Origin of the sequence: Chromobacterium sp. LK11 (genome assembly GCF_001043705.1) — a bacterium.
Lineage (GTDB): Bacteria > Pseudomonadota > Gammaproteobacteria > Burkholderiales > Chromobacteriaceae > Chromobacterium > Chromobacterium alkanivorans.
On record NZ_LDUR01000042.1, the window covers coordinates 15,481 to 40,809 of the forward strand.

Consider the following 25,329-nt stretch of genomic DNA (forward strand, 5'->3'; position numbering starts at 1 on the left):
TATGACTGACAGCAAGCCTTATTTCGACGAAGTGATTACCGCCCATGTCGCCATCCGGCAATGGTTCGCCGGCCCGGCGGACGCCGCCGCGCTGGAGGCCTTGATGGCGCGCTTCTCGCCGCGTTTTTCCATGGTGACGCCCAGCGGCGGGCAACTGGACCGGGACGCGCTGCGGCGGCTGTTCGCCGCAGCCGGCGGCGGCAAGCCCGGGCTGGAGATCGTGGTGGACCAATTGGTTTTGCTGGACGAGCACGCCGGCGGCGCGACGGTGGCGTATCGCGAAACGCAACGCCAGGGCGGCCAATTGAGCAGCCTGCGCCTGGCCACCGCGGTGTTCGAGCGCGACGCGGCCGGCGCGCCGCGCTGGCGGCATTTGCAGGAAACGTTCTGCGCCGCGGCCGCTAGTTAAGCGGCGGGCGGGAAGAGGGCGCTACAGCCGGAAGCGCGCGGTCACGCCCTGCAGGTTCTGCGCCAGCGCGTTGAGCTGGCTGGAGGTGGTGGCCAGCTCCTCCACCGTGGCGCTGTTTTCCTCCGCCATCTGCGACACTCGCTCCATGCTCTGCGCCAGGTTCAGGCTGGCGGTGCGCTGCTCGCTCAACGCGCTGGTGATGTTGCCGATGGATTGCACGATGGAATGGGTGCTGCCCTCAATCTCCTGCATGGAATCGGTGGCCTGGCCGGCGCCGTCGGACACCGTGCCCACGCTGGTCAGGCTCTGCTCCATGCTGCCCACCACCCGGTTGGCGCTGCCCTGAATCGAACCGATCATCTGGGTGATTTCCTGAGCGGAACTGGCGGTGCGCTCGGCCAGCTTGCGCACCTCGTCCGCCACCACGGCGAAGCCGCGGCCCATCTCGCCGGCGCGCGCCGCCTCGATCGCCGCGTTCAAGGCCAGCAAATTGGTCTGGTCCGCCACGTCGCGGATCACCGTGACGATATTGCCTATCTTCTGCACTTCCTGGGTCAGACCCTTCATCTGGTCCGAGGTGGCCGCCACCGAGGACGACACCGATTCGATATTGCCCACCGACGCCTTCACCGCATGGCCGCCGCGGCTGGCCAGATCGCCGGCCATCGCCGCCTGGCGCGAAGCCTCGTTGGAATTGTCCGCCACGTGGTTGATGCTGACCGTCAGTTCCTCGATGGTGGCGGCGGCTTCGGAGGTGGCCTCGGACTGGCGCTGCGCGCCGTGGGCCACCTGCTCGGACATGCTGGCCAGCTCGTGAGCGGAGTCCGACACCTCGTTGGCGTTTTTCTGGATGCTGGCCACCACCTCGCGCAGGCCCTGGCGCATCTCCTGGATGTCCTTGGCCATGGCGATGGCCTCGTCGCGCGCGTCCGGAATCCGCTCATCGTGGCCGGACAAATCTCCCTGCTTGATATTGCGCACCAGCTGCGCGGATTTCTTCAGCGGCACCGTCACCAGATTGGCGATGAACATCGCAATCGCCACCGCGGCGATCAAGGCGATCACCGCCACCGTGATCAACACCGTCACCGCCTCGCTCTGCGCGGCCTTGCTGTCCTCGATCGACTTTTGCATCAAGTCTTCCTGAAAGTCCGCCATCTCTTTCAAGGATTTCAAAAACACGTTGTTGGCCGGCGCGAAGGTTTTCATCAGAAAGGCTTTGGCTTCCTCGTTCTTGTTGGCGCGCGCCAAGGCGTACAAGGGTTCGAACTGGCCGCCCAGATTGGAGCTGGCTGCCTTGAGCTTGTCGAACAGCTCCTTGCCCTTGGGCGTGGACAGCAGTTTTTCCATCTGGTCCATATTGACGGCGTTGGCGGCGCGCAGCTCTTCCACCTTCTTGATATGGGTCTCGGTCTCCTCCGAAGTCTGCACAATGATGGCGTTGCGGATGGAGCGGCCGATGTCCAGCGTGGTGACGCTGATCTTGTTGGACAGCACGATCTTGGGATAGCGGTCCTCGGTCACATCGCGGATCTTGTCGCCTATGGTGTTCAACTTCATCATCGCCACCGCCACGATGATGGCGATCAGAATGATCAGCAGGCCAAAGCCGGCCAGCAGTTTTTGCTTGACGGTCAACTGGTGCAGCATGGAGCGCTCCCCGGTTCTGATTGTGCATGTTCCGGCGCGGCGCGCCCTGCCGGCGCGGCCGCCCTTGCTGAAACATAGTTGCCGGATTGGGCTAGATCAAACCATCCGCGCGTCTCTGCCGCCGGCGAAAGCGAAACAACAGGCTGGGGGATTAGACCGCGAGCGTTTTTCGGGTGATGTCGTCCAGGCTGATCACCGTCATCGCGTTGACCGTGGTGGTGGCCAGGGTATCGATCACCCCGGTTCGCAGCGCGCCCAACAGCGCCGTGGCCTTGGACTGCTCGCTGGCGATGGCGACGACATTGGGAATTCGCTCCAGGTCTCCGAGATGAAGGCCCACGATTCTGCCTTGCAGCGGCGTGCCGGCCGGCTGGCCGTAAATGTCGAAGAAGTCGTAGCCCATCACGTCGCCGATGGCGCCGCTGCGTTTGGCTTCCGCGATCTCGGTCGGGCTGAACCAGCCCATGCGCACGATATTGCTGTCCTCGGACAAGTCGCCGATGCCGATCAGCGCCAGATCGGCGCGGCGGGCGCGGTCCAGCGTCTGGCGCACGGTGTCGTTTTCCAGCAGGCTTTGCCGCAGCGCGGGATCCCGGATCAGCGCCGGCGCGTACAGCGTTTCGCTTTCCCCGCCGAAACGCGCCGCCAGCCGACGGCAGATATGATCGGAGTTCATGGTCTCGCCGCCGCGGTAAGCGCCGCCTATGGCGGAAATGAACGCGCACTCGCGCCGCGCGGGGGTGGAAATGTAGTCGGACACCGCGCTGATGTTGCGGCCCATGCCCACCGCCACCACCATGCCGTCGTCCAGCGTCTGGTCCAGATAGGCGGCCACCTGCGCCGCCAGCAGCGCGCGTTGCTTGTCGCCGTCCTGATGATCGATGGCGATGATGGCGCGCTGGATGCCAAAGCGCTGGCGCAGCTCCTGTTCCAGGCCGTTGGCGTAAGCCGGGTGCTGGCGCACGCGGATTTCCACCACGCCTTCTTCCTGAGCCTTGCGCAACATGCGGCTGACCGTGGCGCGCGAAATGCCGAAGCGCTTGGCCAGCGCCTCCTGAGTGTGGTTGTCCACGTAATAAAGGGTCGCCAGTTCTGTCAGCTCGTCTTGAGTCATGCCTTCCTCTTTGTCAGGCCGCCGGCAGAGGCGGGGCCGCCAGTTTATGCCAAATCGGCGGAGCGTGGTCTGGCCTCAGCTCGGCTCGTCGCCGCCGTCGCGGCGAGGAGTGGCCTGTTCGTATTGACGGATTCTGTCCAGTTTAGGCTGCGACGCCCCGCCGTCAAACCGCGCCTCCAGCCAGGTGTCCACGATGCGTTTGGCCAGCTCCGGCCCCACCACGCGCGCGCCCAGGGTGATGATCTGCGCGTCGTTGCTGCGTTTGGCCCGCTCGGCGGAGTAAGTGTCATGGCATTGCGCGGCGCGGATGCCCGGCACCTTGTTGGCGGCGATGGCCATGCCGATGCCGGTGCCGCACAACAGCACCGCATGGCTGTAACGGCCGGCGATGATTTGCTCGGCAACGGGAATGGCGATGTCGGCGTACAGCGCCGGCTGGCGGTCGTACACCCCGCAGTCGCTGACCTGGCGGCCTTGCGCATGCAGATGGCGCAGCAGGGTTTCCTTGAGGTCGAACGCGGCCTCGTCGCAAGCGATGGCGATATGCATCGGGCTCTCCTTGGCTTGGGTGGGGTGGAGCGCGGCTAGCGCTGCTGCTGATTACAATGAACGTAATTTCAATATTTGAAAAGTTGTTCATTGTTGTTGCTCAAAAGACACCGAATTTTTATTGCAGGCGCAGCATGCGGTATTTTGCCGGTCACTTAAGTGTTTAACTAAATATTCTCATTTTATAACAGCTATTTGCGTTGCAGTGCACGATTGTTGTATCGCTGGTTTGAATTGACCTTGGCAAAAATCGCTGCGTAGCATGTGTTCAGTTTTTGATCATTTGTTCTAGCGGAGGCGCAGATGGAGAGCGTGCTGTTGCAAGCAACGGACATTGCCAAGTCCTTTAACGGCGTAGAGGCCCTGCGCAATGGCCGCCTGGAACTGGGCGCCGGCAGCGTGCATGCGCTGTGCGGGGGCAACGGCGCCGGCAAATCCACCTTTCTGGGCATTGTGATGGGCTTGTTGCGCAGAGACGGCGGCAGCCTGCGGCTGCGGGGGAGGGAGGTGGATTTCGCCTCGCCGCTGGCGGCGCTGAACCGGCGCATCGCCATGATCTCCCAGGAGTTGCTGCCGGTGCCGGGCATGAGCGTGGCGGAAAACCTGACCCTGGGCCGCGAGCCGCGCCGCTGGGGCGTCTTGGTGGACCGCCGCCGCCAGTTGGCCGAGGCCGAGACGCTGTTGCAGCGGCTGGGTTTCGATCTGGACCCGCGCTGGCCGATGTCGCGGCTGAGCCTGGCGCAGACCCAGCTGGTGGAAATCGCCAAGGCCTTCAACCGCGACAGCGACATCCTGATCATGGACGAACCCACCTCCTCGCTGGGAGAGCGGGAAACCGAAGCGCTGTTCGCCGCGGTCCGCCGCCTGGCCGCCCACGGCGCCGGCATCATCTATGTGTCGCACCGCCTGTCTGAGATTTTCGAGATTGCCGACCGCTACACCGTGTTCCGCGACGGCGCCTTCGTCGAAAGCGGCCGGCTGGCCGATATCGACCGCCCGCATCTGGTGGGCCAGATCGTGGGCCGGGAGCTGCGCGGCGAGCGCAGCCGCCGCCCGGCCGCCAGCGCCGAGCCGTTGCTGCAGGTGGAGGGGCTGGGGCGGGACGGCGAGTTTCACGACATCAGCCTGGCGGTACGGCCCGGCGAGATCGTCGGCATCTACGGCCTGCTGGGTTCCGGCCGCAGCGAGCTGCTCAACTGCCTGTACGGCTTGAGCCGGCGCCAGCGCGGCAGCGTGCGGCTGGCCGGCCGCGAAGTGCTGGCCAGCCCGGCCGGAGCCATCCGCGCCGGCTTGGCCCTGGTGACGGAGGACCGCAAGGACAGCGGGCTGGTGCTGTCGGCCTCGGTGGCCGACAACATCTCCTATCCGGTGCTGCCGCGGCTGGCGCGTGGCGGCGTGGTGCGGCGCGCGGCGCAGCGGGCCCTGGTGACCGACTTGTGCCGGCGTTTGCGAGTCAAAGCCGCCTCGCCGGCCATGCCCGCCGGACGGATGAGCGGCGGCAATCAACAGAAAGTGGTGCTGGCCCGCTGCCTGGCCGCCCAGCCGCGTTGCCTGCTGTGCGACGAGCCCACCCGCGGCATCGACGAAGGCGCCAAGCGCGAGGTGTACGCCTTTCTGGACGAGTTTGTCCGCGGCGGGGGCGCCGTGCTGCTGGTGTCGTCGGAAGCGCCGGAAATCCTGGAGTTGAGCGACCGCATCGCCGTGTTCAAGGCCGGCCGGCTGGTGGCGATGCTGGACGGGGCGGAGGCCAGCCAGCAGGGTTTGCTGCACCTGGCTTCCTGAGCGCCGCCGTCACCAAGAAATCACCAGAAAAGGAAAACCGATGGACGATTCCCTGAGCCCCAAAGCGTCGGCCTTCGCCGCGCGGCTGCCTGGACGCGCCGGCTGGCGCGCCGCCCTGTCGCGCTACGGCATCGTCGCCGCGCTCTTATTGCTTTGTCTGCTGCTGAGCCTGGCCAGCCCGTATTTCCTCAGCTGGGACAACTGGGCCAACATCCTGCGCCAGACCTCGATCAACGGCATCCTGGCGGTGGGCATGACCTTCGTCATTCTCAGCCGCGGCATTGATCTGTCGGTGGGCGCGGTGCTGGCCTTCGCCGGCATGGTGGCCGCCAGCCTGGCCACCCGGCCGGAAGCCGGCGTCGCTCCGGCGCTGCTGGCCGGCCTGGGCTGCGGCCTGGCGCTGGGCGCGGTCAACGGCCTGCTGGTGGCGCGGCTGGCGGTGCCGTCCTTCGTCGCCACCCTGGGCATGCTCAGCGCCGCGCGCGGCCTGACCTACATCTACAGCGACGGCATGCCGGTCTCCAGCCTGCCGGACGGCTTCCGCCTGCTTGGCCAGGGCGAGTGGGCCGGGCTGCCGCTGCCGGTGCTGATCTTCGCGCTGGTGGCGGCGCTAGCCTGGTTCGTGCTGTCCCGCACCGTGTTCGGCCGCTACGTCTACGCCGTGGGCGGCAATGAAAAAGGCGCGCGCACCAGCGGCATCCGCACCCGCTGGATCACCTTCTGCGTCTACCTGATCGCCGGCGGCCTGTCCGGGCTGGCCGGCCTCATCCTCACCGCCCGCACCACAGCGGCGTTGCCGCAGGCCGGCGTGGCTTATGAGCTGGACGCCATCGCCGCGGTGGTGATTGGCGGCGCCAGCCTGTCCGGCGGCGTCGGTTCGGTGGTCGGCACCGTGATGGGCGCCCTGATCATAGGCGTGATCAACAACGGGCTCGATCTGATGGGGGTGTCGTCCTATTACCAGCAGTTGATCAAGGGCGTGATCATCGTGGCGGCGGTGTTGCTGGACGGTTCTCGTCACCGGCAAGCCTGAGCCAAACGCCTAGTCCGCGCCGGTGGCGGCGCACCCTTAATTAAGGAGGAATGGAGCATGCAACGATTCAAACTCGGCGCTGCGGCGCTGCTCTGCGCGCTGGCGCTCCCGGCCTGGGCGGCCCAGCCGCTGCGCATCGGCGCGGCGGTTTACGGACTCAAGGGCGAATTCATGCAGATGTGGGTGGACGCGCTGAAGCGGCATCCGGCGGTGAAGGACGGTTCAGTGCAGATCACGGTGTTCGACGGCCGCTACGACGCGCTGACCCAGAACAACCAGTTCGACACCATGATCACCCAGAAGTACGACGCCATCCTGTTCGTGCCCATCGACATCGCCGCCGGGGCGGAAGCGGTGGCCAAGGCCGCGCGCGCCAGGATTCCGGTGATAGGGTCCAATACCCGCGTCAACGGCGACCAGCTCACCGCCTATATCGGCAACAACGACACCGTGGCCGGCGAGCTGCAGGCCGAAGCCGTGGCCAAGGCGCTGAAGGGCAAGGGCAATGTGGTGATCATGGAAGGCCCCATCGGCCAGTCAGCGCAGCTGGAGCGCAGCGCGGGCAACCAGAAGGCGCTGGCGCGTTATCCCGGCATCAAGGTGCTGGAGCGCAAGCCGGCCAACTGGTCGCGGGCGGAGGCGCTGACGCTGATGGAAAACTGGCTGACCGCGCGGCCGGGCCAGATCAACGGCCTGATCGGCCAGAACGACGACATCGCGCTGGGCGGATTGGAAGCGGTGCGCGGCAAGGGCCTGGACCCCAGAAAGATGCCGGCCGCCGGCATCGACGGCATTCGCGACGGCATCCTGGCGGTGAAAAACGGCACCTTGATGGTCAGTTTCTTCCAGGACGCCAAGGCCCAGGCGCAGGGCGCGCTGGACCTGGCCCTGCGCGCGGTCAGGGGGCCGTCTTACCAGCCGCGTTCCGACATCTGGCGCGAATACGCCAAACCCATGCCCTGGGCCGGCGGCGCGGCCAAGCGTTACGACGTGCCCTGGACCACCATCACCCCGGCCAACGCCGACGCGCTGCTGGCCAAACTCAAGCCCGGCGCTTGAAGGAGGCGGCCATGAGCGCAAGCGAAACCCTCATTCCCGCCGCCATGCAGGCGGTGGTGGCCTACGCCCCGGGCGATTACCGGCTGGAAACCGTGGCGGTGCCTGAACCGGGGCCGGGTGAAATCCTGGTCAAGGTGGAAGGCTGCGGCATTTGCGCCGGAGATCTGAAAGCCTATGACGGCGCGCCCAGTTTCTGGGGCGACGAGAACCAGCCGGCCTACATCAAGGCGCCGATGATACCCGGCCATGAATTCATCGGCCGCATCGTCAAGCTGGGCGTCGGCGTGACGCAGTTCGCCGTGGGCGAGCGGGTGATCTCCGAACAGATCGTGCCGTGCTGGGCCTGCCGTTTTTGCCGCCGCGGCCAGTACTGGATGTGCGAGAAACACGATCTGTACGGCTTCCAGCACAACGTCAACGGCGGCATGGCCGAATACATGAAATTCACCAAGGAAGCGATCACCTACCGGGTGCCGGAGGCGCTGCCGCTGGAGCAGGCTGTGCTGATCGAACCCTATGCCTGTTCCTTCCACGCGGTGCAGCGCGCTCAGATCCAGCTGGGCGACGTGGTGGTGGTGTCCGGCGCCGGCACCTTGGGCCTGGGCATTATCGGCGCCGCGCGCAAGGCCGGGCCGGGCAAGCTGATTGCGCTCGATCTGTTCGACGACCGTTTGGAACTGGCGCGCAGCTTTGGCGCGGATCTGACGCTGAACCCGCGCCGCGACGACGTGAACGCCGAGGTAAAACGGCTGACCGACGGCTATGGCTGCGACATCTACATCGAAGTCACCGGCCATCCAAAATCCGTCAGCCAGGGCCTGGCCATGCTGCGCAAACTGGGCCGTTTTGTGGAAGTGGGCGTGTTCAAGGATCCGGTGTGCGAAGACTGGAGCATTATCAGCGACCGCAAGGAGCTGGACATCCTGGGCTCCCACCTGGGGCCTTACTGCTACCCGCACGTGATCGACGGCATCCTGGACCAAAGCCTGCCCACTCAGGGCGTGGTTACCCACGCGCTGCCGCTGGCGCGCTTTCGCGAAGGTTTCGACCTGGTGCGCAGCGGCGACCGCTCGCTCAAGGTCATGTTGTTGCCGGGAGAGGCCTGATGGAGAACGCAATGGAAGGAAGCGCAAACCGGGCTTGGGACGCCGGCTTCAAGCTTGACGGCAAGGTGGCCCTGGTCACCGGCGCCGCCGCCGGCATCGGCCTGGCCATCGCCGAACGGCTGGCGGAACTGGGCGCGTCGGTGGCGCTGGCGGACCTCAGCGGCGGCGTGCATCAACGCCTGGCGCAGCTGGCCGGCGGCCCGCGGCGTCACCTGGCGCTGGTGGCCGATCTCGGCGTCAGCGGCAGTGCCGAGCAAGTGGTGAGCCAGGTGCGGGCGTGGGGCCAGCGGCTGGACATCCTGATCAACAACGCCGGCATTGCGCTGCTGGACCGCGCCGACGACGTCACCGAAACGGCTTGGGACGCCACCATGGCGCTGAATCTGAAGGCCCCGTTCTTCCTGGCCCAGGCCGCCGGCCGCGTGATGCGCGGGCAGGGCGGCGGCCGCATCGTCAATATCGCCTCCCAGGCCAGCGTGGTGGCGCTGGAGCGCCACAGCGCCTACTGCGCCAGCAAGGCCGGCCTGGTGGCGCTGACCCGGGTGCTGGCGGCGGAGTGGGCGGCCTACGGCGTCACCGTCAACGCCATTTCCCCCACCGTGGTGGCCACCGAACTGGGCCGCCAGGCCTGGGCCGGCGCGGCGGGCGAGGAAATGCGGCGGCGGATACCGCTGGGCCGCTTCGTCCGCCCGGACGAAGTGGCCGCGCTGGCGGCCTACCTGGCCAGCGAACACGCCGCGATGATCACCGGCGAAAACCTGCTGATAGACGGCGGCTACACCGCCTTATAGGAGCTGCACCATGAACCGCATCCTCAACCATCCCGATCGCATGGTCGAAGACATGTTGATCGGCTTCCTGGCCGCGCATGGCGACAGCGTCGCCGCCACCGCCAACCCGCGAGTGCTCAAATCCATTTACGCCGGTGAGCCGGGCCGCGTCGGCATCGTCAGCGGCGGCGGCTCCGGTCACGAGCCGGCTTTTCTCGGCTATCTGGGGCGTCATCTGCTGGACGCCGTGGCCGTGGGCGAGGTGTTTTCCTCGCCCAGCGCCAAGAGCTTTGCCGACGCCTTCGCCGCCGCAGACGACGGCGCGGGCGTGGTCTGCCTGTACGGCAATTACGCCGGCGACAATATGAACGTGAAAATGGCGATGCGCCTGGCCGAGCAGGCCGGCGTGAGGGTAGCGGCGGTGGTGGCCAACGACGACGTGCCCTCCGCGCCGGCCAATGAGAGCGAACGCAGGCGAGGCGTGGCGGGAGAAATCCTGATGTGGAAGGTGGCCGCGGCCCGCGCCGCCGAGGGCGGCAGCCTGCAACAGGTGGCGGACGCCGCGCGCCAGGCCATCGCTCACACCCGCAGCATGGGCATCGGCTTGTCCGCCTGCACCATTCCGGCGGCGGGCAAGGCCAATTTCCACATCGCCGACGGTCAAATGGAAGTGGGCATTGGCCACCACGGCGAGCCCGGCGTCCAGGTGCTGCCCACCGCCAGCGCCAGACAAATGGCGGAACTGATGCTGGAAACCCTGCTCGCGGACCTGCCGCTGCGGCGCGGCGACCGGGCGGCCTTGCTCCTGTCCGGCATGGGCGCCACCCCGTTGATGGAGCAATACATTCTCTACGGCGAGCTATCCGCTCAACTGCAGGTGCGCGGCATCCAGGTGGACCGGCCGCTGGTGGGCAATTACTTCACCGCGCTGGAGATGATGGGCGCCAGCGTCACTCTGATGAAGCTGACGCCGGAACTGACCGCCGGCCTGGACCACCCCTGCCAATCCCCGGCCTTGACGGTGGGAGCGCTGCCATGTTGAGCCCGGACGCAAGCCTGCCGTGGGCCGCCACCGTCCAGGCGGTGCCGGCGATGATAGAGACCATTCGCAGCCAGCGCGACCGCCTCAGCGAAATCGACGGCGCGATTGGCGACGGCGACCACGGCGTCAATATGAGCAAGGGCTTTGGCCTGTGCCGGCAATCGCTGGACGCCTTGCCGGCTTTGCCGCCGCTGCCGCAGGCATTGCAGCTGCTGGCCCGCAGCCTGATGGACGACATCGGCGGCTCGATGGGGCCGCTGTACGGCAGCCTGTTCCTGGCCATGGCGGACACGCTGGATTCTCGGCCCTGGCTGGATGCCGCCGGCTTCGGCGCGGCGCTGGCCGCCGGCACCGAGGCGGTGCTGGACATGGGCGGCGCGCGCGCCGGCGACAAAACCCTGGTTGACGTGTTGCTGCCAGCACGGGACGCCTACCAGCAAGCCTTGGCCAGCGGGGAGGGCTGGTCGCAGTGTCTGCAGGCGATGCAAGCGGCGGCGGCCCAGGGTTTGGAATCCACCCGCATGATGCAGGCTCGGTTGGGACGCGCCGCCCGCCTGGGCCCGCGCTCCGTTGGCGTGCTGGACGCCGGGGCCGCGTCATGCGAATTACTGCTGCGCACCCTGGCGGCGGCTGTGCTGCGCGCCGTCAAGCCGCCTGCCGACTGAAGGCGCGCCGCCGCGGCGGATCAATCGACGGGCAGGGCCGGCGCGGGCTGCGGCTTGGCCTGGGCCAGCCGCTTGGCGATAAGTACCGCGTTTTCGGCGTTCACCCGGCCATAGCCGTAAAAACGGCTATGGCCCTTGCCATCGTACTGGCCGCCTTCGCCATCGCCGGGGTGCGCAATTTTGTCGCAACTCTGCGCGATGATGTTGCGCACCTCCTGCCAGCCCAAGGCCGGATGTGCCGCCAGGATCAAGGCCGCTACCCCCGCCGCGCCGGGGCAGGCGCTGGAAGTGCCGCCAAAATCATCGGTGTAATTACCCCACTGGTCCCCGCTGTCGATGCTGCCGGAATTGTAGCCGGCCCCGCCGCTGCGATCCGAAGTCCAGATGCCGCGGCTGCGTGGCGGCCGGCTATCCGGCTCCGGTTCCGGCCGAATGCTCGGGTCCGGGTGCGAAAAATCGGCGCTGGGAAAAGCGCACCAGACCGCCTGGCCGTAATCGCTATAGACGCTGCGCCGGCTGTACTCATTGCAAGCCGCCACCGCCGTCACCTTTTCGTAGCTGGCGTAACCATCGTTATCCACGCTTTCATTGCCATTGCCGGCCGCAAAAAAGATCACGCAACCCTTGCCGCCTCGTCCTTGCTGGACGGCGTAATCCAGCGCCAGCCGCGTGCTCGCCGGCAAGGCCGCCACTTGGTGGTGCAGCGGGTCGGTCGGGTCGAACCAAGCGCCGTCCCTTGGCCCCCAACTACAACAAATAATGTCGGCGCCGTGATTGGCCGCCCATAAGAAAGAGAAGGCCTCCGCCATCGAACCCAAATCGCTGGCCAGGCGGATCGGCATCAGCCGCGCCTTGGGGGCCACCCCGCTGGCGCCGTAGCGGCCGCTGGCGCAAGCCACGCCCGCCACCGCCGTGCCATGGTTGTCCCACGCCTGTTTGGGCCGGGGGTCCGTGCTGGCGGCGGGATCGCTGACATCCGCCGGCGCCACGATCTTGCCCGGCTCGGCAAACTCCGGATGCTCGATATCCACGCCGTCGTCGATCACCGCGATCACAATCCCTTCGCCCTGACTCAGGCGATGCGCCGCCTCCACATTGGCGCTGGCGTCGATTTCCGCCTGATAACTGACCGTGGTTTTCTTCAGATGCCACTGATTCGGATGAATGGCGCGCCGCTTGCGCTGGCGCAGCAGCTCAGGGTGGCAATACTCCACCTCCTTGCGCTGCAGCAAATCCAGCGCGGTTTGAAACACCAGTGTGCCGCTGCCTTCCTTGGCCGCGGCAAAATAAGCGTTGGCGGCGTAGCCCGGCCGCTGCTTCACCGTGAGGCCGGCGGCGTGGAGGATGGCCAAGCAGCTTTGCTCATCCAGCGAATCAATAAACTTGATGAAAATGTTCTCGGTGTAAACCACCGGCTCGCCAGTGAGCCGGTCAACCAGCGCGCTGCCGGCGAAACGCACCTCGGGCAAACCGCGCAAGCTGGTTTTTCGCGTATTGACGGATTGCTGGCCCGGCGGAACTCGATACACCTCCAAACCCGCATCCGGAAACTGCAATACCAACTCGCCACTGGCGATGCCGGACGGCACCGTGGCACTGAGCTTGGTGGAAATGGGCTGATTGTCCCGAGTGCGTACGGCAATTAAATCCTTGCTTTTTTCCAGAAAAAACGAGGGCTCATTCTTTTTGCCAAATTTGACTTCCATGGGGAATCCTCTGTTGGTGTTTAGCGAAAAACCAGAGCAAAAACCAATCGCCGTCAATCTCATGCATTTGATGCCGCATCGCGTGTCGTCGCCGCAGAAAATGATGAGTAATCATGTGCATAAATTATGACGGTCCTGATTTGGAGTCCGAGTTTTTGATATTAATTTCCCCCGGCTGCACATAAAAAACAAAGCAAGGACAAAATGCACACATAGCGATGCTATTGTGAGTACGAAAAACCAGCGGTGAATATGGGGCAGGCAAATAGTGTGGGCTTTGAGATTTAATTATCTAATTGCGATTTATATATTCTGTTGGTGAAATATTTTGATGCCAACTATTTGGCGATGCGTTTTTTGCCCTGTCCAATCTGGCCCACGCCGTCGAATGCCGGGCCATCCCCAGCGTCAAGACCAGCGGCGTGTCCGCCAACAACAATGCGGCGGGCGGCCACCTCAACCAGCACATCTACGGCGCCACCCCGCCGGCCGGCACCAGCCAGGTGGGCAAGACCCTGTTCACCAGCGTGGAGGAATACACCGGCTTCTGGAACAACTACGTGGACCCCAAGAAATACACCGGCGTCGCCGTCCAGTGTTCCGGCAACCACGCCCGCCAGAGCGTCACCGTCTACAGCGTGCTGAAGAAGGACAAGATAGGCGGCTATAGCTGCACCGCTGCGGACGCCACGGGCAGGTGCACCGCGCAGACCCGCTCGCAATTCTCCAGCGTGCAACTGGATTTTGAAGTGGTGCGGGGCAGTTGGGTCTTGCTGACCGCCTATCCGGTGAACTGAGCGGTCTGGCTGGACTAATCGGCTAATCCCGCCGGTTGGCCGTGGCCATGGCGGGCGTGACGTCGTTTGCCGCTGCGCTCCGTCCAATCGCCGGCGCCACCATGGCCGCGCCGGCGGCCAGCGCCAGGCCGAACAGCAGCAAGGCCATGGGCGCGCCCAGGCGGTCCAGCAGCAGGCCGGTGAAGATCACCGGCAGGCTGAAGCCGATATAAGCCAACAGAAAGAAACCGGCGCTGGCGCGCGGTTTCTCCGCGCCGGCCAGCGCGTTCACCGCGGACAAGCCGCCCAGATAAGTGAAGCCGTAGCAGGAACTGCTCGCGCCCAGTGCGCCCAGCAGCACCGCCGCCAGCGAACCCTGGGTTGCGCCCCAGGCCAGCAGCGCGTAGCTGGGCGGCAGCACCAGCATGCCCAGGCGGGCCGCCCGGCTAGGCGGCATCGCGCGGGCTAGCGGCTGGAACAACAGGCCGCAGCTGATCACGGTGAAAGTGGAAAAACCGGACCAGCGCGCCAGCCCGTGCGCGGCCAGCACCGAAGGCAATAAGGCGATCACCAGCCCCACCGCCGCCCAGGCCAGCAGAATGGCCAAGCCGAAGGGTAGGCTGCCGGCCGGGAAATAAGGCGGGCGCAGCATTGCCGTATGGCGGCCGCGCGGGGCCGGGTCCGGCAGCCCGGCCACCGCCAGCAGCGCCGCGGCGGCCAGCGCCAGGTGCAGCCAGAAGCTGGCCGGCGTCAGCGTGCTTTGCCACAGCAGGCACAGGCTGGTCAGCGCCGCGCCCAGGCCGAAGCCCAGCGAAGTGCTGGCCGTCACCCACAGCGTGGCGCGGCGGCCGTCCGGCTCAGCCATCAGCTCGCTCATATAAGCAGCGCCGGCGGCGGAAGCCAGCGCGGTGCCGCAGCCCAGCAGAAAACGCGCCACGGCCAAGGCCTCCAGCCGCGGCCACAAGGCCATGACGGCGGTGGCCAGCATCGCCAGCGTCAGCGCCGCCAGGATCAAGGGCTTACGCCCCAGCCGGTCCGGCAGGCCGCCTAGCGCCAACAGCACCGGCAACACTCCCAGCACATAGGCGGAAAACGCGGTGGCGGTGGCCGCCGCGCCCTGGCCGGCCAGCTGCGCATAAGCGGTGTACAGCGGCGCTTGCAGATTCACCGCGCAAGTGATCAGGCACAGGCCGAAGGCCAGCCGGGCAGGGTGGCGGCGCGCGTTCATGCGGCCTCCGGGAATAACAGGGAGGCGGTGGAGCGAACAGTGGGGGCGAACAGTGGAACAGTCATAAGCTATGGCCTGGCGATGAGGAGAGCGCGGCGGGCCGCGCGGCACACCACTATCCGGCCGGCCTATGACGACAACAAGTGACAGCGACAGTCATTTGCGCTTAACTGTTTGCTCGTTATCAGCAAACAGTGAGCCCGCCATGCGGCTAGAACTCGACCGCGCCAGCCGGCAGCCGCTGGCGCAACAAATCGCCGATCAACTGCGCGCCTGGATACGGCGCAGCCGCGTCCGCCCCGGCACCCGGCTGCCCTCCATCCGCCAACTGGCCAAGGAGCAGCAGCTCAGCCAATCCTGCGTGATCGACGCCTACGATAGGCTGGTGGCGCTGGGTCTGCTGGAATCGCGTCACGGCGCCGGCTTCTTCGTGGCAGCGCCGCCGGGCCGCGAGGAAAGCGAATGGCGGGAAACCATGGAGCCGGCCTGGGGCCAGTTCAGCGACAGCGGCGAGCAGCTGAAGCTGGGTTGCGGCTGGGTGCCGGACAGTTGGCGGGACCAGGAAGAACTGGGCTACGCCATCCGCCACATCACCCGCTGCCAGCCGTCGGACCTGTTCGACTACAGTACCCCGCTGGGCCTGCCGGCCTTGCGCCGACAACTGCAGCAGCGGCTGCGCCAGATCGACATCTATGTGGAGCAGGAGCAAATCCTTACCACCAACGGCGGCAGCCACGCGCTGGACCTGTTGGCGCGCGCGCTGCTCAAGCCCGGCGACACCGTGCTGGTGGAAAGCCCCGGCTACTACAATCTGTTCAACCTGCTGAAATTCCACGGTATAGAAATGCTGGCGGTGCCGCGCGCCGGCAACGGGCCGGACCTGGCGGCGCTGGAAGCCATCCTGGCCCGGCATCGGCCCAAATGCCTGTTCATCAACAGCCTGTTCCACAACCCCACCGGCACCTGTGTGACGCCGGCGGTGGCGCACCGCCTGCTGCAACTGGCCGAGGCCCACGACTTCCTGATTGTGGAAGACGACATCTACGCGGATTTCCAGAACCTCCCCGGCGTGCGGCTGGCGGCGCTGGATTCGCTGCGGCAGGTGATCTACGTGTCCAGCTTCTCCAAAACCCTCAGCTGTTCGCTGCGCGTCGGCTATGTGCTGGCCCAGCCGGAGCTGATCCGCCAGCTGGCCAATATCAAGATGTACACCGGCATCGGCACCCAGCGCTTTGCCGAATGCGTGGCGGCCCAGCTCTTGTCCAGCGGCGCTTACCGCAAGCTGACGCAAAGGCTGCGGCTGCGGCTGAACCGGCAAATGGCCGCCACGCTGCAAACGCTGGAAGCCAACGGCTGGCAGGTATTCGCCGAGCCGCAGGGCGGCATGTTCGTCTGGGCACGCACCGGCCGTCACAGCTTTGAGGATATGCAGGCGGAAGCCGCCAAGCGCGACGTGCTGCTATCGCCGGGCAGCGGCTTCATGCCCGGCGGCGAGGATAACGACTGGCTGCGGATCAATGTTGCTTATGCCGGCGATGCGCGGGCGCTGGGGTTTTTTGAGATATTCAAGGTTAGGTGAGCGATTGAAAACGGCATTCACTTAATTAGGCTACGCAGTTTACCTTGTGGAGTAGATGTCTATCCATTTTTTTTCTCACAAAAATTAAGGGGATCTAGATGGTGATTTTTTCTATGCCAGGTGATGTTAATATTTCTTTCTCAATGTTGCTAAGCCTTGTTTCGATTGATATGTTGTAATTGTCTTGTTTCTTGTATTTTGTAATAATTATTTGTTTTTTTGTGTGTTCGTTGGTTATTAGTTTTTTTATTTCCTTGGTAAGTTTTGGGTATTTTTTGCTCCAAAGATAAATGTCACATTCATAGTTGAATGCATTTGGAGGGTGGGGGCTGTCAGTAGGTAGAGCAGGATTGTTGGAAACTCCAAATGCATTTGCAGTTAAGTTGCTGCTACCTATAATTCCGAAAATTGGTTCTTCGTTGTGTTTTAATAAAAACACTTTTGCGTGCCATTGAAATTTTTTCATAATGTATGGGGTGATTTTTACCCCATTATTTTTTAGATTGTTATAAAAATTTATGTATGATGGCATCCATGCTTTGTTATGTATTCCGATTGTATCTAGCTGAATTTTGTTTTTTTTGAGAGCAGCGATGAAGCCTGGTTCCAAAGATGCTTGATATGTTGATTTTCCCTTGGGTGTTCCTTTGTTTTCTTGAAAAAAACCTGAGCATATCAAAGCATGGGTTCCTACTCCTGTAGCAAGTGAGTGAATAATCGCATCTCGATAGAGAGAGTGTGTTTTTGATGTGCGTAAGAATATGGCGATTGGCATTTTCGTTTAAAATTCTAGTGCTAATATGCACAGTTGTTTTTTTAAATAGGAATTACTAATATTTTTAAACTATCCAATGATATCAGTCTTTTTATTTCAATGTCATTACTTTTGGGTTGGTAATTATTTTTGGCATCCGGTATTGCTGCTTAGTGGCCATTTCTCTTGACCCTTACCATCGTGCTAAGCAACAATCCCTCCGTGCCGTTTCATCCCGGCACTGGGCCGTGAGAACCCATCGACTGCAGGCGAGGTGCTGTTTTCAGCACGTTTTCCAAACTTGCGTTGCGTCTGCCTGACCGGCAGCTGCTGGTTTTCACGCACTTCTAGCAAGAGGTTGCCCATGTCTGATTTCTCTAAACCCCGCCGTTCCCGCTACCGCTTCCCCTCCAGCGAAGCCAAAGACCTCCGTCTGCCCTTTGTCCGCCGCGTGCCGGGCCGTACCTATCCGCATTACTGGCAGCCGGCGGAGCCCCAGGATTATTTCGAGGCCTGCGCCATTGGCCGTCAGTACGCGGCGCATCTGGCGCAGCTGTTGAAGAACAATCGCCAGCACGCGGCGCGCGGGCTGTTGTTCCGTATCGCCAGCGATATGGATTTTGCCGACAAGAGTTACCGCATCGGCCTGTGCAAGGGCTTCTTCAATTATCTGGAGATGCTGCTGAACCTGGCGGTGGAGCGTGTTGATCTGGCGCAGCATGTTGAGGCGGTGCAGCAGCTTTATCTATGCCTGGAGCAGTTGGCGGAGGCGCAACAGCAACAGCGGCGCAAGAAGCGCGGCCGGGGCCGTCAGCGCTGAGCGCGTTCGCCATGAAAAAACGGCCCCTAGGGGCCGTTTTCGTTTCACACTCTAAAGTGGTTCAGAACGCGAAGTGCTCGTCCTGCAGCTCCATCAAGGGCTTGGCGCCGGCCTTGAGCTTGGCCAGCAGGCTGTGCACTTCCGGGAACAGCTTGCTCATGTAGAAGCGGCCGGTCAGGATTTTGGCCTGGTAGAAGGCGTCTTCGCCCCCGCCCAGCTTGGAATGAGCCACTTCCGCCATCCGCGCCCACAGCCAGGCGTAGCTGAGGTGGCCGATCAGGCGCAGGTAGTCGGTGGCGGCCGCGCCGGCTTCGTCGCGGTTCTGCATGCCGGCCATGCCTATGCCCATGGTCACTTCGCCCACGTCTTTCAGCAGCTTGGACAGCGGGGCCACGTAGTCGGCCAGCTTGTCGTTGCCTTCATTGGCCTGGCAGAACTTGTGGATCTGCTTGGTGAACTTGCGCAGCTTCTGGCCCTGGTCCATCAGCACTTTGCGGCCCAAGAGGTCGATGGCCTGGATGCCGTTGGTACCTTCGTAGATCTGGGAGATGCGGCAGTCGCGCACCAGTTGTTCCATGCCCCATTCGCGGATGTAGCCGTGGCCGCCGAACACTTGCATGCCCAGGTTGGCGGCTTCGTAGCCGTTGTCGGTCATGAAGGCCTTGGCCACCGGGGTGAGCAGGGCGACGAGGTCGGCGGCGTCCTGGCGGGCGTCGGCGTCCGGGTGTTTGTCTTCAATGTCCAGTTGCAGCGCCAGCAGGGTGGTCAGCGCGCGGCCGGCCTCGGTGTAGGCTTTCTGGGTCAGCAGCATGCGGCGCACGTCCGGGTGGACGATGATGGGGTCCGCCGGCTTGTCCGGGCATTTGTCGCCGGTCAGCGAGCGCATTTGCAGGCGTTCGCGGGCGTAGGCCAGCGCGCCCTGGAAGGAGGCTTCGCCTATGCCCAGGCCTTGCATGCCGCAGCCCAGGCGGGCGGCGTTCATCATGGTGAACATGCAGGACAGGCCCTTGTTGGGTTCGCCGATCAGATAGCCCTTGGCGCCGTCCAGGTTGATCACCGCGGTGGCGTTGGCCTTGATGCCCATCTTGTGTTCCAGGCTGCCGCAGGCTACGGCGTTGCGGCTGCCGTCGTCATGAAACTTGGGCACGATGAACAGGGAGATGCCCTTCACGTCCTTGGGCGAGTCCGGCAGGCGGGCCAGCACCAGGTGGATGATGTTGTCGGAGAGGTCGTGTTCGCCGGCGGAGATGAAGATCTTGGTGCCGGTGATGTTGTAGCTGCCGTCGCCGTTGGGTTCGGCGCGGGATTTGAGCAGGCCCAGGTCGGTGCCGCAGTGCGGTTCGGTCAGGCACATGGTGCCGGTCCAGCTGCCGTCCACCAGTTTGGGCAGGTAGGTCGCTTTTTGCGCTTCGGTTCCGTGGGCATGAATGGCAGAATACGCGCCGTGGGACAGGCCGGGGTACATGGACCAGGCCACGTTGCTGGAGCACTGCATTTCCATGATGGGGAAGCCCAGCGCTTTGGGCATGCCCTGGCCGCCGTAGGCCGGGTCGCAGTCCAGCGCGGGGAAGCCGAGTTCACAGTATTGCTGGTAGGCTTCCTTGAAGCCGGGCGGGGTGGTGACGGATTTGGTGGTGCTGTCGTAGTGGCAGCCTTCTTCGTCGCCCTGGCGGTTCAGGGGCGCCAGTTCGCTTTCACAGAATTGGGCGGCGGCTTCCAGATAGGAGCGGAAGATGTCCTTGGTGGCTTCTTCGTAGCCGGGCAGGGTGGGGATGATGTCCTGTACCTTGATCAGCTCGTGAAGCACGAAATCGAAATCCCGCAGCGGGGCTTGGTATGCAGGCATGGGTCTCTCCTGTAATGTTGCGCGGCCTGGCCGGTCCAGGTCTGTTGTGGTTGAAAGCGCCCTGCGCTTGGGCGGCAAATTCATTCAAACGCTTGTTTAAATTATCGTCGTGGCTTTGACAAGCTTTTCGCGCTTTCCCCGCCGATGAGTGTGGTTTAACGGCAACGAGCGCGGACAGGGGTAAAAACATTCCAGATGACTTGGCTTAGACGCAAGATACGTAAATGGGTTGCTTACCGGCACCACTGGTTTCAAAAGCCGGGCCTGCGCCGGCTGGCGCCTTACCTTGACCGGCCGGCGTATTGGTCGCTGAACCGGCGCAAGGTGGCCATGGGGGTGGCGGTGGGTTTGTTCGCCGGCCTGATGCCGGGCCCCACGCAGAAGGTGACGGCGGTGGCGCTGGCTTTGCTGATGCGGGTGAATCTGCCGGTGGCGGTGTTGATCACGCTGTACACTAACCCTTTGACCGTATTGCCGCTGTATTTTCTGGCTTATGCTTATGGCAAGCTTTTACTGGGCAATCCGGCTGCGGGTACAATGACGCCGCCGCCCAATTGGGACCGGATGAGCTTGCCGGATTGGTGGCACGCCTGCCTGAACTGGCTGGCGGAGCTGGGCTGGCCCTTGCTGGTGGGATTGCCGGCGCTGGGCCTGACCTTTGGCGTGATCGGCTACGCGCTGACGCGGCTGCTGTGGCGCTGGGCGGTGATCAGCGCCTGGAAAAGCAGGCATTGCAGAACACTTTAAGGGGTGATTGTGGATCTGGTTGAAAAGCAGTTGTCGTCGGAGCTGGTATATCAGGGCGGTTTTCTCAAGGTTCATAAAGACGAGGTGGCGCTGCCGGACGGCGCGGCGTCCACGCGCGAATACATTTTGCACCCCGGCGCGGTGGCGGTGCTGGCGCTGACGCCGGACGGCAAGCTGGTGCTGGAGCGCCAGTACCGTTATCCGGCCGGCCGCGAGTTTGTGGAGATTCCCGCCGGCAAGATAGACCCGGACGAAGACCCGGCTGCCACCGCAAGGCGGGAGCTGCTGGAGGAAACCGGCTACGCGGCGGAGCGCTGGACTTATCTGGGCACCGCCTATCCGTGCATTGGCTATTCCAATGAGCGCATCAGTTATTACCTGGCGGAGGGGCTGAGCCAGCAGGGCAGCCGGCTGGACGAGGGCGAGTTCCTGGAGGTGTTGACGGTGCCGGTGGCGCAGGCGATGGAGATGACGCTGAGCGGGGCGATCTGCGACAGCAAGTCCATCGTGGGCCTGCACTGGCTGGCGGCGCATCAGGCCGGGAGGATGCCGGGTGTCGCCGTTTGATCCTTACCGGGATCGACGGCGCGGGCGCCGCATCAGCATGGGCTGCAAGGCCCGCATCCGTTCTTTGATCAGCGGCGAAACCCATTACGGCGAGTGCGTGGATCTGTCGGTGGACGGCATGGCGCTGCGCTCGTCCTTTGTGCCGCAGTTTGGCGAGCGCCTGTCCGTGATCGTGCTGGCCCCGGGGGTGGGCGGCATGCCGGGCAAGCCGCTGGAGGCGGTGGTGGAGGTCAAGCGCTGCAACGAGGTGCAGCGCGGCCGCATCTATGAAATCGGCGTGCGCATCGTGCAGCGCAAAGGCTGAGCGCCGCCGGCCGCGCCGGCGCGGCGCATTCTTTATATTCCTTTCTCTTTGTCCGCCCGCGGGTTTGGTCTAAATGTTCCGAGCGCCACGCTGGAAACGTTTGATTCTCAAAGCGTTTTTTTTGGGCCGATTTCCGTTTACTCCCGCTTACATGCCGCTCGTCTCCCGTTACAAAAAAAAGCTGGCGGAATTCACCATCCATTTCAAATACTTGTATTGAATCTGGCTCACGATCTCATATTTTGTGTGCAGGCGCGGTTTTGCCCTGCCAGGCTGTGCGTTATGCTATACCCAGAAAAAGAAAGCCGGAAACAATGTGAATACTCTAATTCAGCAAGGGGAGCAGCGGTTGCCGCGTGCATATCGTTTGCGCCTCTGCTACCTGCCAGGAGAGAGCCATGCACCCGGATATCTTCAGTCACTACGCTGCTCGTTACGACAAGACTCGTGAGGAGGAGTACACCATCCAGGAGTACCTGGAGCTCTGCAAGAAAGACCCTGGCGCTTACGCCACCGCCGCAGAGCGCATGCTGGCCGCCATCGGCGAGCCGGAGCTGGTGGACACTCGGCACGATTCGCGTCTGTCCCGCATTTTTTCCAACAAAGTCATCAAGGTCTATCCCGCGTTCCGTGATTTCTACGGCACCGAGGAGGTGATCGAACAGGTGGTGTCCTACTTCCGCCACGCCGCGCAAGGCCTGGAAGAGAAGAAGCAGATCCTCTATTTGCTGGGCCCGGTGGGCGGCGGCAAATCGTCCATCGCCGAGAAGCTGAAAGAGCTGATGGAGCTGGTGCCGTTCTATTGCCTGAAAGGCAGCCCGGTCAACGAGTCTCCGCTGGCGCTGTTCAACTACGACGAGGACGGGGCGCTGCTGGAAGAGGAATACGGCATTCCGCGCCGTTATCTGAAGAGCATCCCCAGCCCGTGGGCGGTGAAGCGGCTGCATGAGTTCAACGGCGACATCGGCCAGTTCCGCGTGGTCAAACGCTATCCGTCGGTGCTCAAGCAGATCGCGGTGGCCAAGACCGAGCCGGGCGACGAGAACAACCAGGACATTTCGTCGCTGGTGGGCAAGGTGGATATCCGCAAGCTGGAGAAATACGCGCAGGACGATCCGGACGCTTACAGCTACTCCGGCGGCTTGTGCCTGGCCAACCAGGGCTTGCTGGAATTCGTGGAGATGTTCAAGGCGCCGATCAAGGTCTTGCACCCGCTGCTGACGGCCACCCAGGAAGGCAACTTCAAGGGTACCGAGGGCTTTGGCGCTATTCCGTTCGAAGGCGTGATCCTGGCCCACTCCAACGAGTCCGAGTGGAAGCAGTTCCGCAACAACAAGAACAACGAGGCCTTCCTCGACCGGATCTACATCGTCAAGGTGCCGTATTGCCTGCGCGTGTCCGACGAGATCAAGATCTACGACAAGCTGATCCGCAACTCTTCGCTGGGCCGCGCGCCGTGCGCGCCGGGCACGTTGAAGATGATGTCGCAGTTCGCGGTGCTGTCGCGGCTGAAAGAGCCGGAAAACTCCAGCCTGTTCAGCAAGATGCAGGTGTACGACGGGGACAATCTTAAAGACACGGATCCCAAGGCCAAATCCATCCAGGAATACCGCGATTACGCCGGGGTGGACGAGGGCATGAGCGGCTTGTCCACGCGCTTCGCCTACAAGATTCTGTCCAAGGTGTTCAACTTCGATCACAGCGAAGTGGCCGCCAACCCGGTTCACCTCTTGTACGTGATCGAGCAGCAGGTTGAGCGCGAGCAGTTCCCGGCGGAAACCGAGCAGAAGTATCTGACCTTCCTGAAGGAGTACCTGGCGCCCAAGTACGTGGAGTTCATCGGCAAGGAGATTCAAACCGCTTATCTGGAAAGCTACTCGGAATACGGCCAGAACATCTTCGACCGCTACGTCAGCTTCGCGGACTTCTGGATTCAGGATCAGGAGTACCGTGATCAGGACACCGGCGAGATCTTCGACCGCACCTCCCTGAACGCGGAGCTGGAGAAGATCGAGAAGCCGGCCGGGATTTCCAACCCGAAAGACTTCCGCAACGAGATCGTCAACTTCGTGTTGCGGGCGCGGGCCAACAACGGCGGCAAGAACCCCACCTGGACCAGCTACGAGAAGCTGCGCACGGTGATCGAGAAGAAGATGTTCTCCAACACCGAGGAGCTGTTGCCGGTGATCTCCTTCAACGCCAAGGCCAGCGCCGAGGACGCGAAGAAGCACGAGGACTTCGTCAACCGCATGGTGGAGAAAGGCTACACCGCCAAGCAAGTGCGTCTGTTGTGCGAATGGTATCTGCGAGTGCGCAAGTCCTCGTAAGCCATCGCTGATCCGGCGCCGCCAGGGCGGCGCCGGAAATCGCCCGCGCGGCCGGGCGGTGAATAGATAACAACAGCAAGCCAGGCGATGGCCGCCAGCGCGCGGCCGCCGCCGGCACAGGCAAAGCGAGGTGCTTATGTCCCACATCATCGATCGGCGCCTCAACGGCAAGAACAAGTCCGCGGTCAACCGCGAACGGTTTCTGCGCCGTTTCAAGGCCCAAATCAAGGAGGCCGTCGCCAAGGCGGTCAAGGGGCGCAGCATTACCGACATCGAGAGCGGGGAGAAGGTCTCGATTCCGGTAAAGGATATTTCCGAACCCGTTTTCCACCACGGCAAGGGCGGCATGACGGAAAACGTGCACCCGGGCAATGAGGAGTTCGTCAAAGGCGACCGCTTGCCGCGGCCGCAGGGCGGCGGGGGCGGCGGCGGCAGCAAGGCCAGCCAGGACGGCGAGGGCGAGGACGACTTCGTGTTCCAGCTGTCGCGCGAAGAGTTCATGAACGTGTTCTTCGACGACTTGGCGCTGCCCAATCTGATCAAGACCCAGCTGATGGGCATTGAGGAGATGAAGACGGTGCGCGCCGGCTACACCAACGACGGCACGCCGGCCAACATCAATATCGTGCGTTCGCTGCGCGGCGCGCTGGCGCGGCGGGTGGCGATGGCCGCGCCGACGATGGCGACGCTGGGCGACGCGGAGGAGGAACTCGACACCCTGATGGAGGATGACGAGGACAACACTCTGGAAATCCGCGAAAAACGGCAAAGCATTCACCGGCTGCGCGAGCGCATCGCCAGCATTCCGTGGATTGACCCGTTCGACCTGCGCTACAACAACCGGGTCAAGCAGCCCAAGCCCACCAGCCAGGCGGTGATGTTCTGCATCATGGACGTGTCCGGCTCCATGGACGAGCAGAAGAAGGACATGGCCAAGCGCTTCTTCATCCTGTTGTACCTGTTCTTGCAGCGCAATTACGAGAAGATCGAGGTGGTGTTCATCCGCCACCATACCAGCGCGGTGGAGGTGAGCGAGGAGGATTTCTTCCACTCGCGCGAATCCGGCGGCACCGTGGTGTCCTCTGCGCTCAATCTGATGGCGGAGATCGTCAAGAAGCGCTACGCCGGCAGCGAATGGAATATCTACGCCGCCCAGGCGTCCGACGGCGACAACTGGGACAGCGATTCCGCCAACTGCGGCCGCATCATGGAGGAAGACCTGCTGCCTTACTGCCAGTACTTCGCCTACATCGAGATCACCGAAGGAGAGCCGCAAAACCTCTGGTACGAATACCTGAAGGTGCAGGAACGCAACCGCCAGTTCGCGATGCAGAAAATTCGTTCGGCTTCCGACATCTACCCGGTTTTCCGGGAACTGTTCAAGCGTCAGCCGGCCAATGGCCGCGCCGCCACCGCCTGAGAACGTGTTTATGATCTCGCGAGCTAAGGCGAGACAAGGCGGAAACGGGCGAAAAAGCGGAATGTACTCGTGGTAC

23 protein-coding genes are annotated in these 25,329 nt (G+C 63.3%); 16 read left to right on the top strand and 7 right to left on the bottom strand.

Annotated features, from left to right (window positions below; translation table 11 throughout):
• Position 1 precedes the first annotated feature (1 nt).
• Positions 2–409: a DUF4440 domain-containing protein gene (locus VK98_RS20560; RefSeq protein WP_048415824.1), complete on the top strand. Its 408-nt coding sequence runs from the start codon at positions 2–4 to the stop codon at positions 407–409.
• A 21-nt stretch (positions 410–430) separates the two neighbouring features.
• On the opposite strand, the gene VK98_RS20565 is transcribed toward VK98_RS20560, so the two are convergent.
• The 3 genes from VK98_RS20565 to VK98_RS20575 form a co-directional block, all read right to left on the bottom strand.
• The gene (locus VK98_RS20565; RefSeq protein WP_048415825.1) at positions 431–2,059 is read right to left on the bottom strand and encodes a methyl-accepting chemotaxis protein; all 1,629 of its coding nucleotides are present in this window, start codon (positions 2,057–2,059) and stop codon (positions 431–433) included.
• 151 nt (positions 2,060–2,210) lie between these two features.
• On the bottom strand, positions 2,211–3,173 hold the full coding sequence (locus tag VK98_RS20570) for a sugar-binding transcriptional regulator (protein ID WP_048415826.1): 963 nt from the start codon (positions 3,171–3,173) through the stop codon (positions 2,211–2,213).
• 75 nt (positions 3,174–3,248) lie between these two features.
• On the bottom strand, positions 3,249–3,722 hold the full coding sequence (locus tag VK98_RS20575; RefSeq protein WP_048415827.1) for an RpiB/LacA/LacB family sugar-phosphate isomerase: 474 nt from the start codon (positions 3,720–3,722) through the stop codon (positions 3,249–3,251).
• Between the two features lie 303 nt (positions 3,723–4,025).
• Between VK98_RS20575 and VK98_RS20580 the strand changes: the two genes are divergently transcribed.
• From VK98_RS20580 to dhaL, 7 genes are read left to right on the top strand one after another with little or no spacing between them, the layout of a single operon-like run.
• Positions 4,026–5,504 (top strand): sugar ABC transporter ATP-binding protein, encoded by a 1,479-nt coding sequence (locus VK98_RS20580; RefSeq protein WP_048415828.1) that lies wholly within the window; start codon positions 4,026–4,028, stop codon positions 5,502–5,504.
• 40 nt (positions 5,505–5,544) lie between these two features.
• Entirely contained in the window at positions 5,545–6,537 is a 993-nt protein-coding gene (locus tag VK98_RS20585; RefSeq protein WP_082159153.1) for an ABC transporter permease, read from the top strand.
• 57 nt (positions 6,538–6,594) lie between these two features.
• Entirely contained in the window at positions 6,595–7,596 is a 1,002-nt protein-coding gene (locus tag VK98_RS20590) for a substrate-binding domain-containing protein (RefSeq protein ID WP_048415829.1), read from the top strand.
• Positions 7,597–7,607: 11 nt separating this feature from the next.
• Positions 7,608–8,702, top strand: coding sequence for an alcohol dehydrogenase catalytic domain-containing protein (locus VK98_RS20595; RefSeq protein ID WP_156187992.1), 1,095 nt, complete (start codon positions 7,608–7,610; stop codon positions 8,700–8,702).
• A gap of 11 nt (positions 8,703–8,713) precedes the next feature.
• Entirely contained in the window at positions 8,714–9,493 is a 780-nt protein-coding gene (locus tag VK98_RS20600; RefSeq protein ID WP_048415831.1) for a GolD/DthD family dehydrogenase, read from the top strand.
• 10 nt (positions 9,494–9,503) lie between these two features.
• Positions 9,504–10,514 carry a dihydroxyacetone kinase subunit DhaK gene (locus tag VK98_RS20605; protein ID WP_048415832.1) on the top strand — a complete coding sequence of 337 codons (1,011 nt, stop codon included), beginning with the start codon at positions 9,504–9,506 and terminating at the stop codon, positions 10,512–10,514.
• Positions 10,508–11,179 carry a dihydroxyacetone kinase subunit DhaL gene (dhaL, locus tag VK98_RS20610; protein WP_048415833.1) on the top strand — a complete coding sequence of 224 codons (672 nt, stop codon included), beginning with the start codon at positions 10,508–10,510 and terminating at the stop codon, positions 11,177–11,179. The genes VK98_RS20605 and dhaL overlap by 7 nt, the downstream gene beginning before the upstream one ends.
• A 20-nt stretch (positions 11,180–11,199) precedes the next feature.
• On the opposite strand, the gene VK98_RS20615 is transcribed toward dhaL, so the two are convergent.
• On the bottom strand, positions 11,200–12,885 hold the full coding sequence (locus VK98_RS20615; protein WP_048415834.1) for a S8 family serine peptidase: 1,686 nt from the start codon (positions 12,883–12,885) through the stop codon (positions 11,200–11,202).
• A 422-nt stretch (positions 12,886–13,307) separates the two neighbouring features.
• Between VK98_RS20615 and VK98_RS20620 the strand changes: the two genes are divergently transcribed.
• Positions 13,308–13,682, top strand: coding sequence for a hypothetical protein (locus VK98_RS20620; RefSeq protein ID WP_197083119.1), 375 nt, complete (start codon positions 13,308–13,310; stop codon positions 13,680–13,682).
• Between the two features lie 22 nt (positions 13,683–13,704).
• Here VK98_RS20620 and VK98_RS20625 read toward each other — a convergent pair whose 3' ends face one another.
• Positions 13,705–14,889 (bottom strand): MFS transporter, encoded by a 1,185-nt coding sequence (locus VK98_RS20625; RefSeq protein ID WP_048415835.1) that lies wholly within the window; start codon positions 14,887–14,889, stop codon positions 13,705–13,707.
• 205 nt (positions 14,890–15,094) lie between these two features.
• Here VK98_RS20625 and VK98_RS20630 point away from each other — a divergent pair, with 205 nt between their 5' ends.
• Positions 15,095–16,468, top strand: a complete 1,374-nt coding sequence (locus VK98_RS20630) for a PLP-dependent aminotransferase family protein (RefSeq protein WP_048415836.1) — start codon at positions 15,095–15,097, stop codon at positions 16,466–16,468.
• Between the two features lie 94 nt (positions 16,469–16,562).
• Here the strand turns inward: VK98_RS20630 and VK98_RS23920 are convergent, their stop codons facing one another.
• The gene (locus VK98_RS23920; RefSeq protein WP_156187994.1) at positions 16,563–17,243 is read right to left on the bottom strand and encodes a restriction endonuclease PLD domain-containing protein; all 681 of its coding nucleotides are present in this window, start codon (positions 17,241–17,243) and stop codon (positions 16,563–16,565) included.
• 343 nt (positions 17,244–17,586) lie between these two features.
• Between VK98_RS23920 and VK98_RS20635 the strand changes: the two genes are divergently transcribed.
• Positions 17,587–18,042: a hypothetical protein gene (locus tag VK98_RS20635; RefSeq protein ID WP_048415837.1), complete on the top strand. Its 456-nt coding sequence runs from the start codon at positions 17,587–17,589 to the stop codon at positions 18,040–18,042.
• 61 nt (positions 18,043–18,103) lie between these two features.
• Here VK98_RS20635 and VK98_RS20640 read toward each other — a convergent pair whose 3' ends face one another.
• On the bottom strand, positions 18,104–19,888 hold the full coding sequence (locus VK98_RS20640; protein WP_048415838.1) for an acyl-CoA dehydrogenase C-terminal domain-containing protein: 1,785 nt from the start codon (positions 19,886–19,888) through the stop codon (positions 18,104–18,106).
• Positions 19,889–20,083: 195 nt separating this feature from the next.
• Here VK98_RS20640 and VK98_RS20645 point away from each other — a divergent pair, with 195 nt between their 5' ends.
• From VK98_RS20645 to VK98_RS20665, 5 genes are all read left to right on the top strand, one after another.
• The gene (locus tag VK98_RS20645) at positions 20,084–20,635 is read left to right on the top strand and encodes a DUF2062 domain-containing protein (protein ID WP_048415839.1); all 552 of its coding nucleotides are present in this window, start codon (positions 20,084–20,086) and stop codon (positions 20,633–20,635) included.
• A 9-nt stretch (positions 20,636–20,644) separates the two neighbouring features.
• On the top strand, positions 20,645–21,202 hold the full coding sequence (locus VK98_RS24475) for an NUDIX domain-containing protein (protein WP_048415843.1): 558 nt from the start codon (positions 20,645–20,647) through the stop codon (positions 21,200–21,202).
• On the top strand, positions 21,189–21,506 hold the full coding sequence (locus VK98_RS20655) for a PilZ domain-containing protein (protein WP_081545720.1): 318 nt from the start codon (positions 21,189–21,191) through the stop codon (positions 21,504–21,506). The genes VK98_RS24475 and VK98_RS20655 overlap by 14 nt, the downstream gene beginning before the upstream one ends.
• Positions 21,507–21,904: 398 nt before the next feature.
• Complete coding sequence (locus VK98_RS20660) at positions 21,905–23,833, top strand: PrkA family serine protein kinase (RefSeq protein ID WP_019100828.1); 1,929 nt, start codon at positions 21,905–21,907, stop codon at positions 23,831–23,833.
• Positions 23,834–23,969: 136 nt separating this feature from the next.
• The gene (locus VK98_RS20665; protein WP_019100827.1) at positions 23,970–25,253 is read left to right on the top strand and encodes a YeaH/YhbH family protein; all 1,284 of its coding nucleotides are present in this window, start codon (positions 23,970–23,972) and stop codon (positions 25,251–25,253) included.
• The last annotated feature ends 76 nt before the right edge of the window (positions 25,254–25,329 follow it).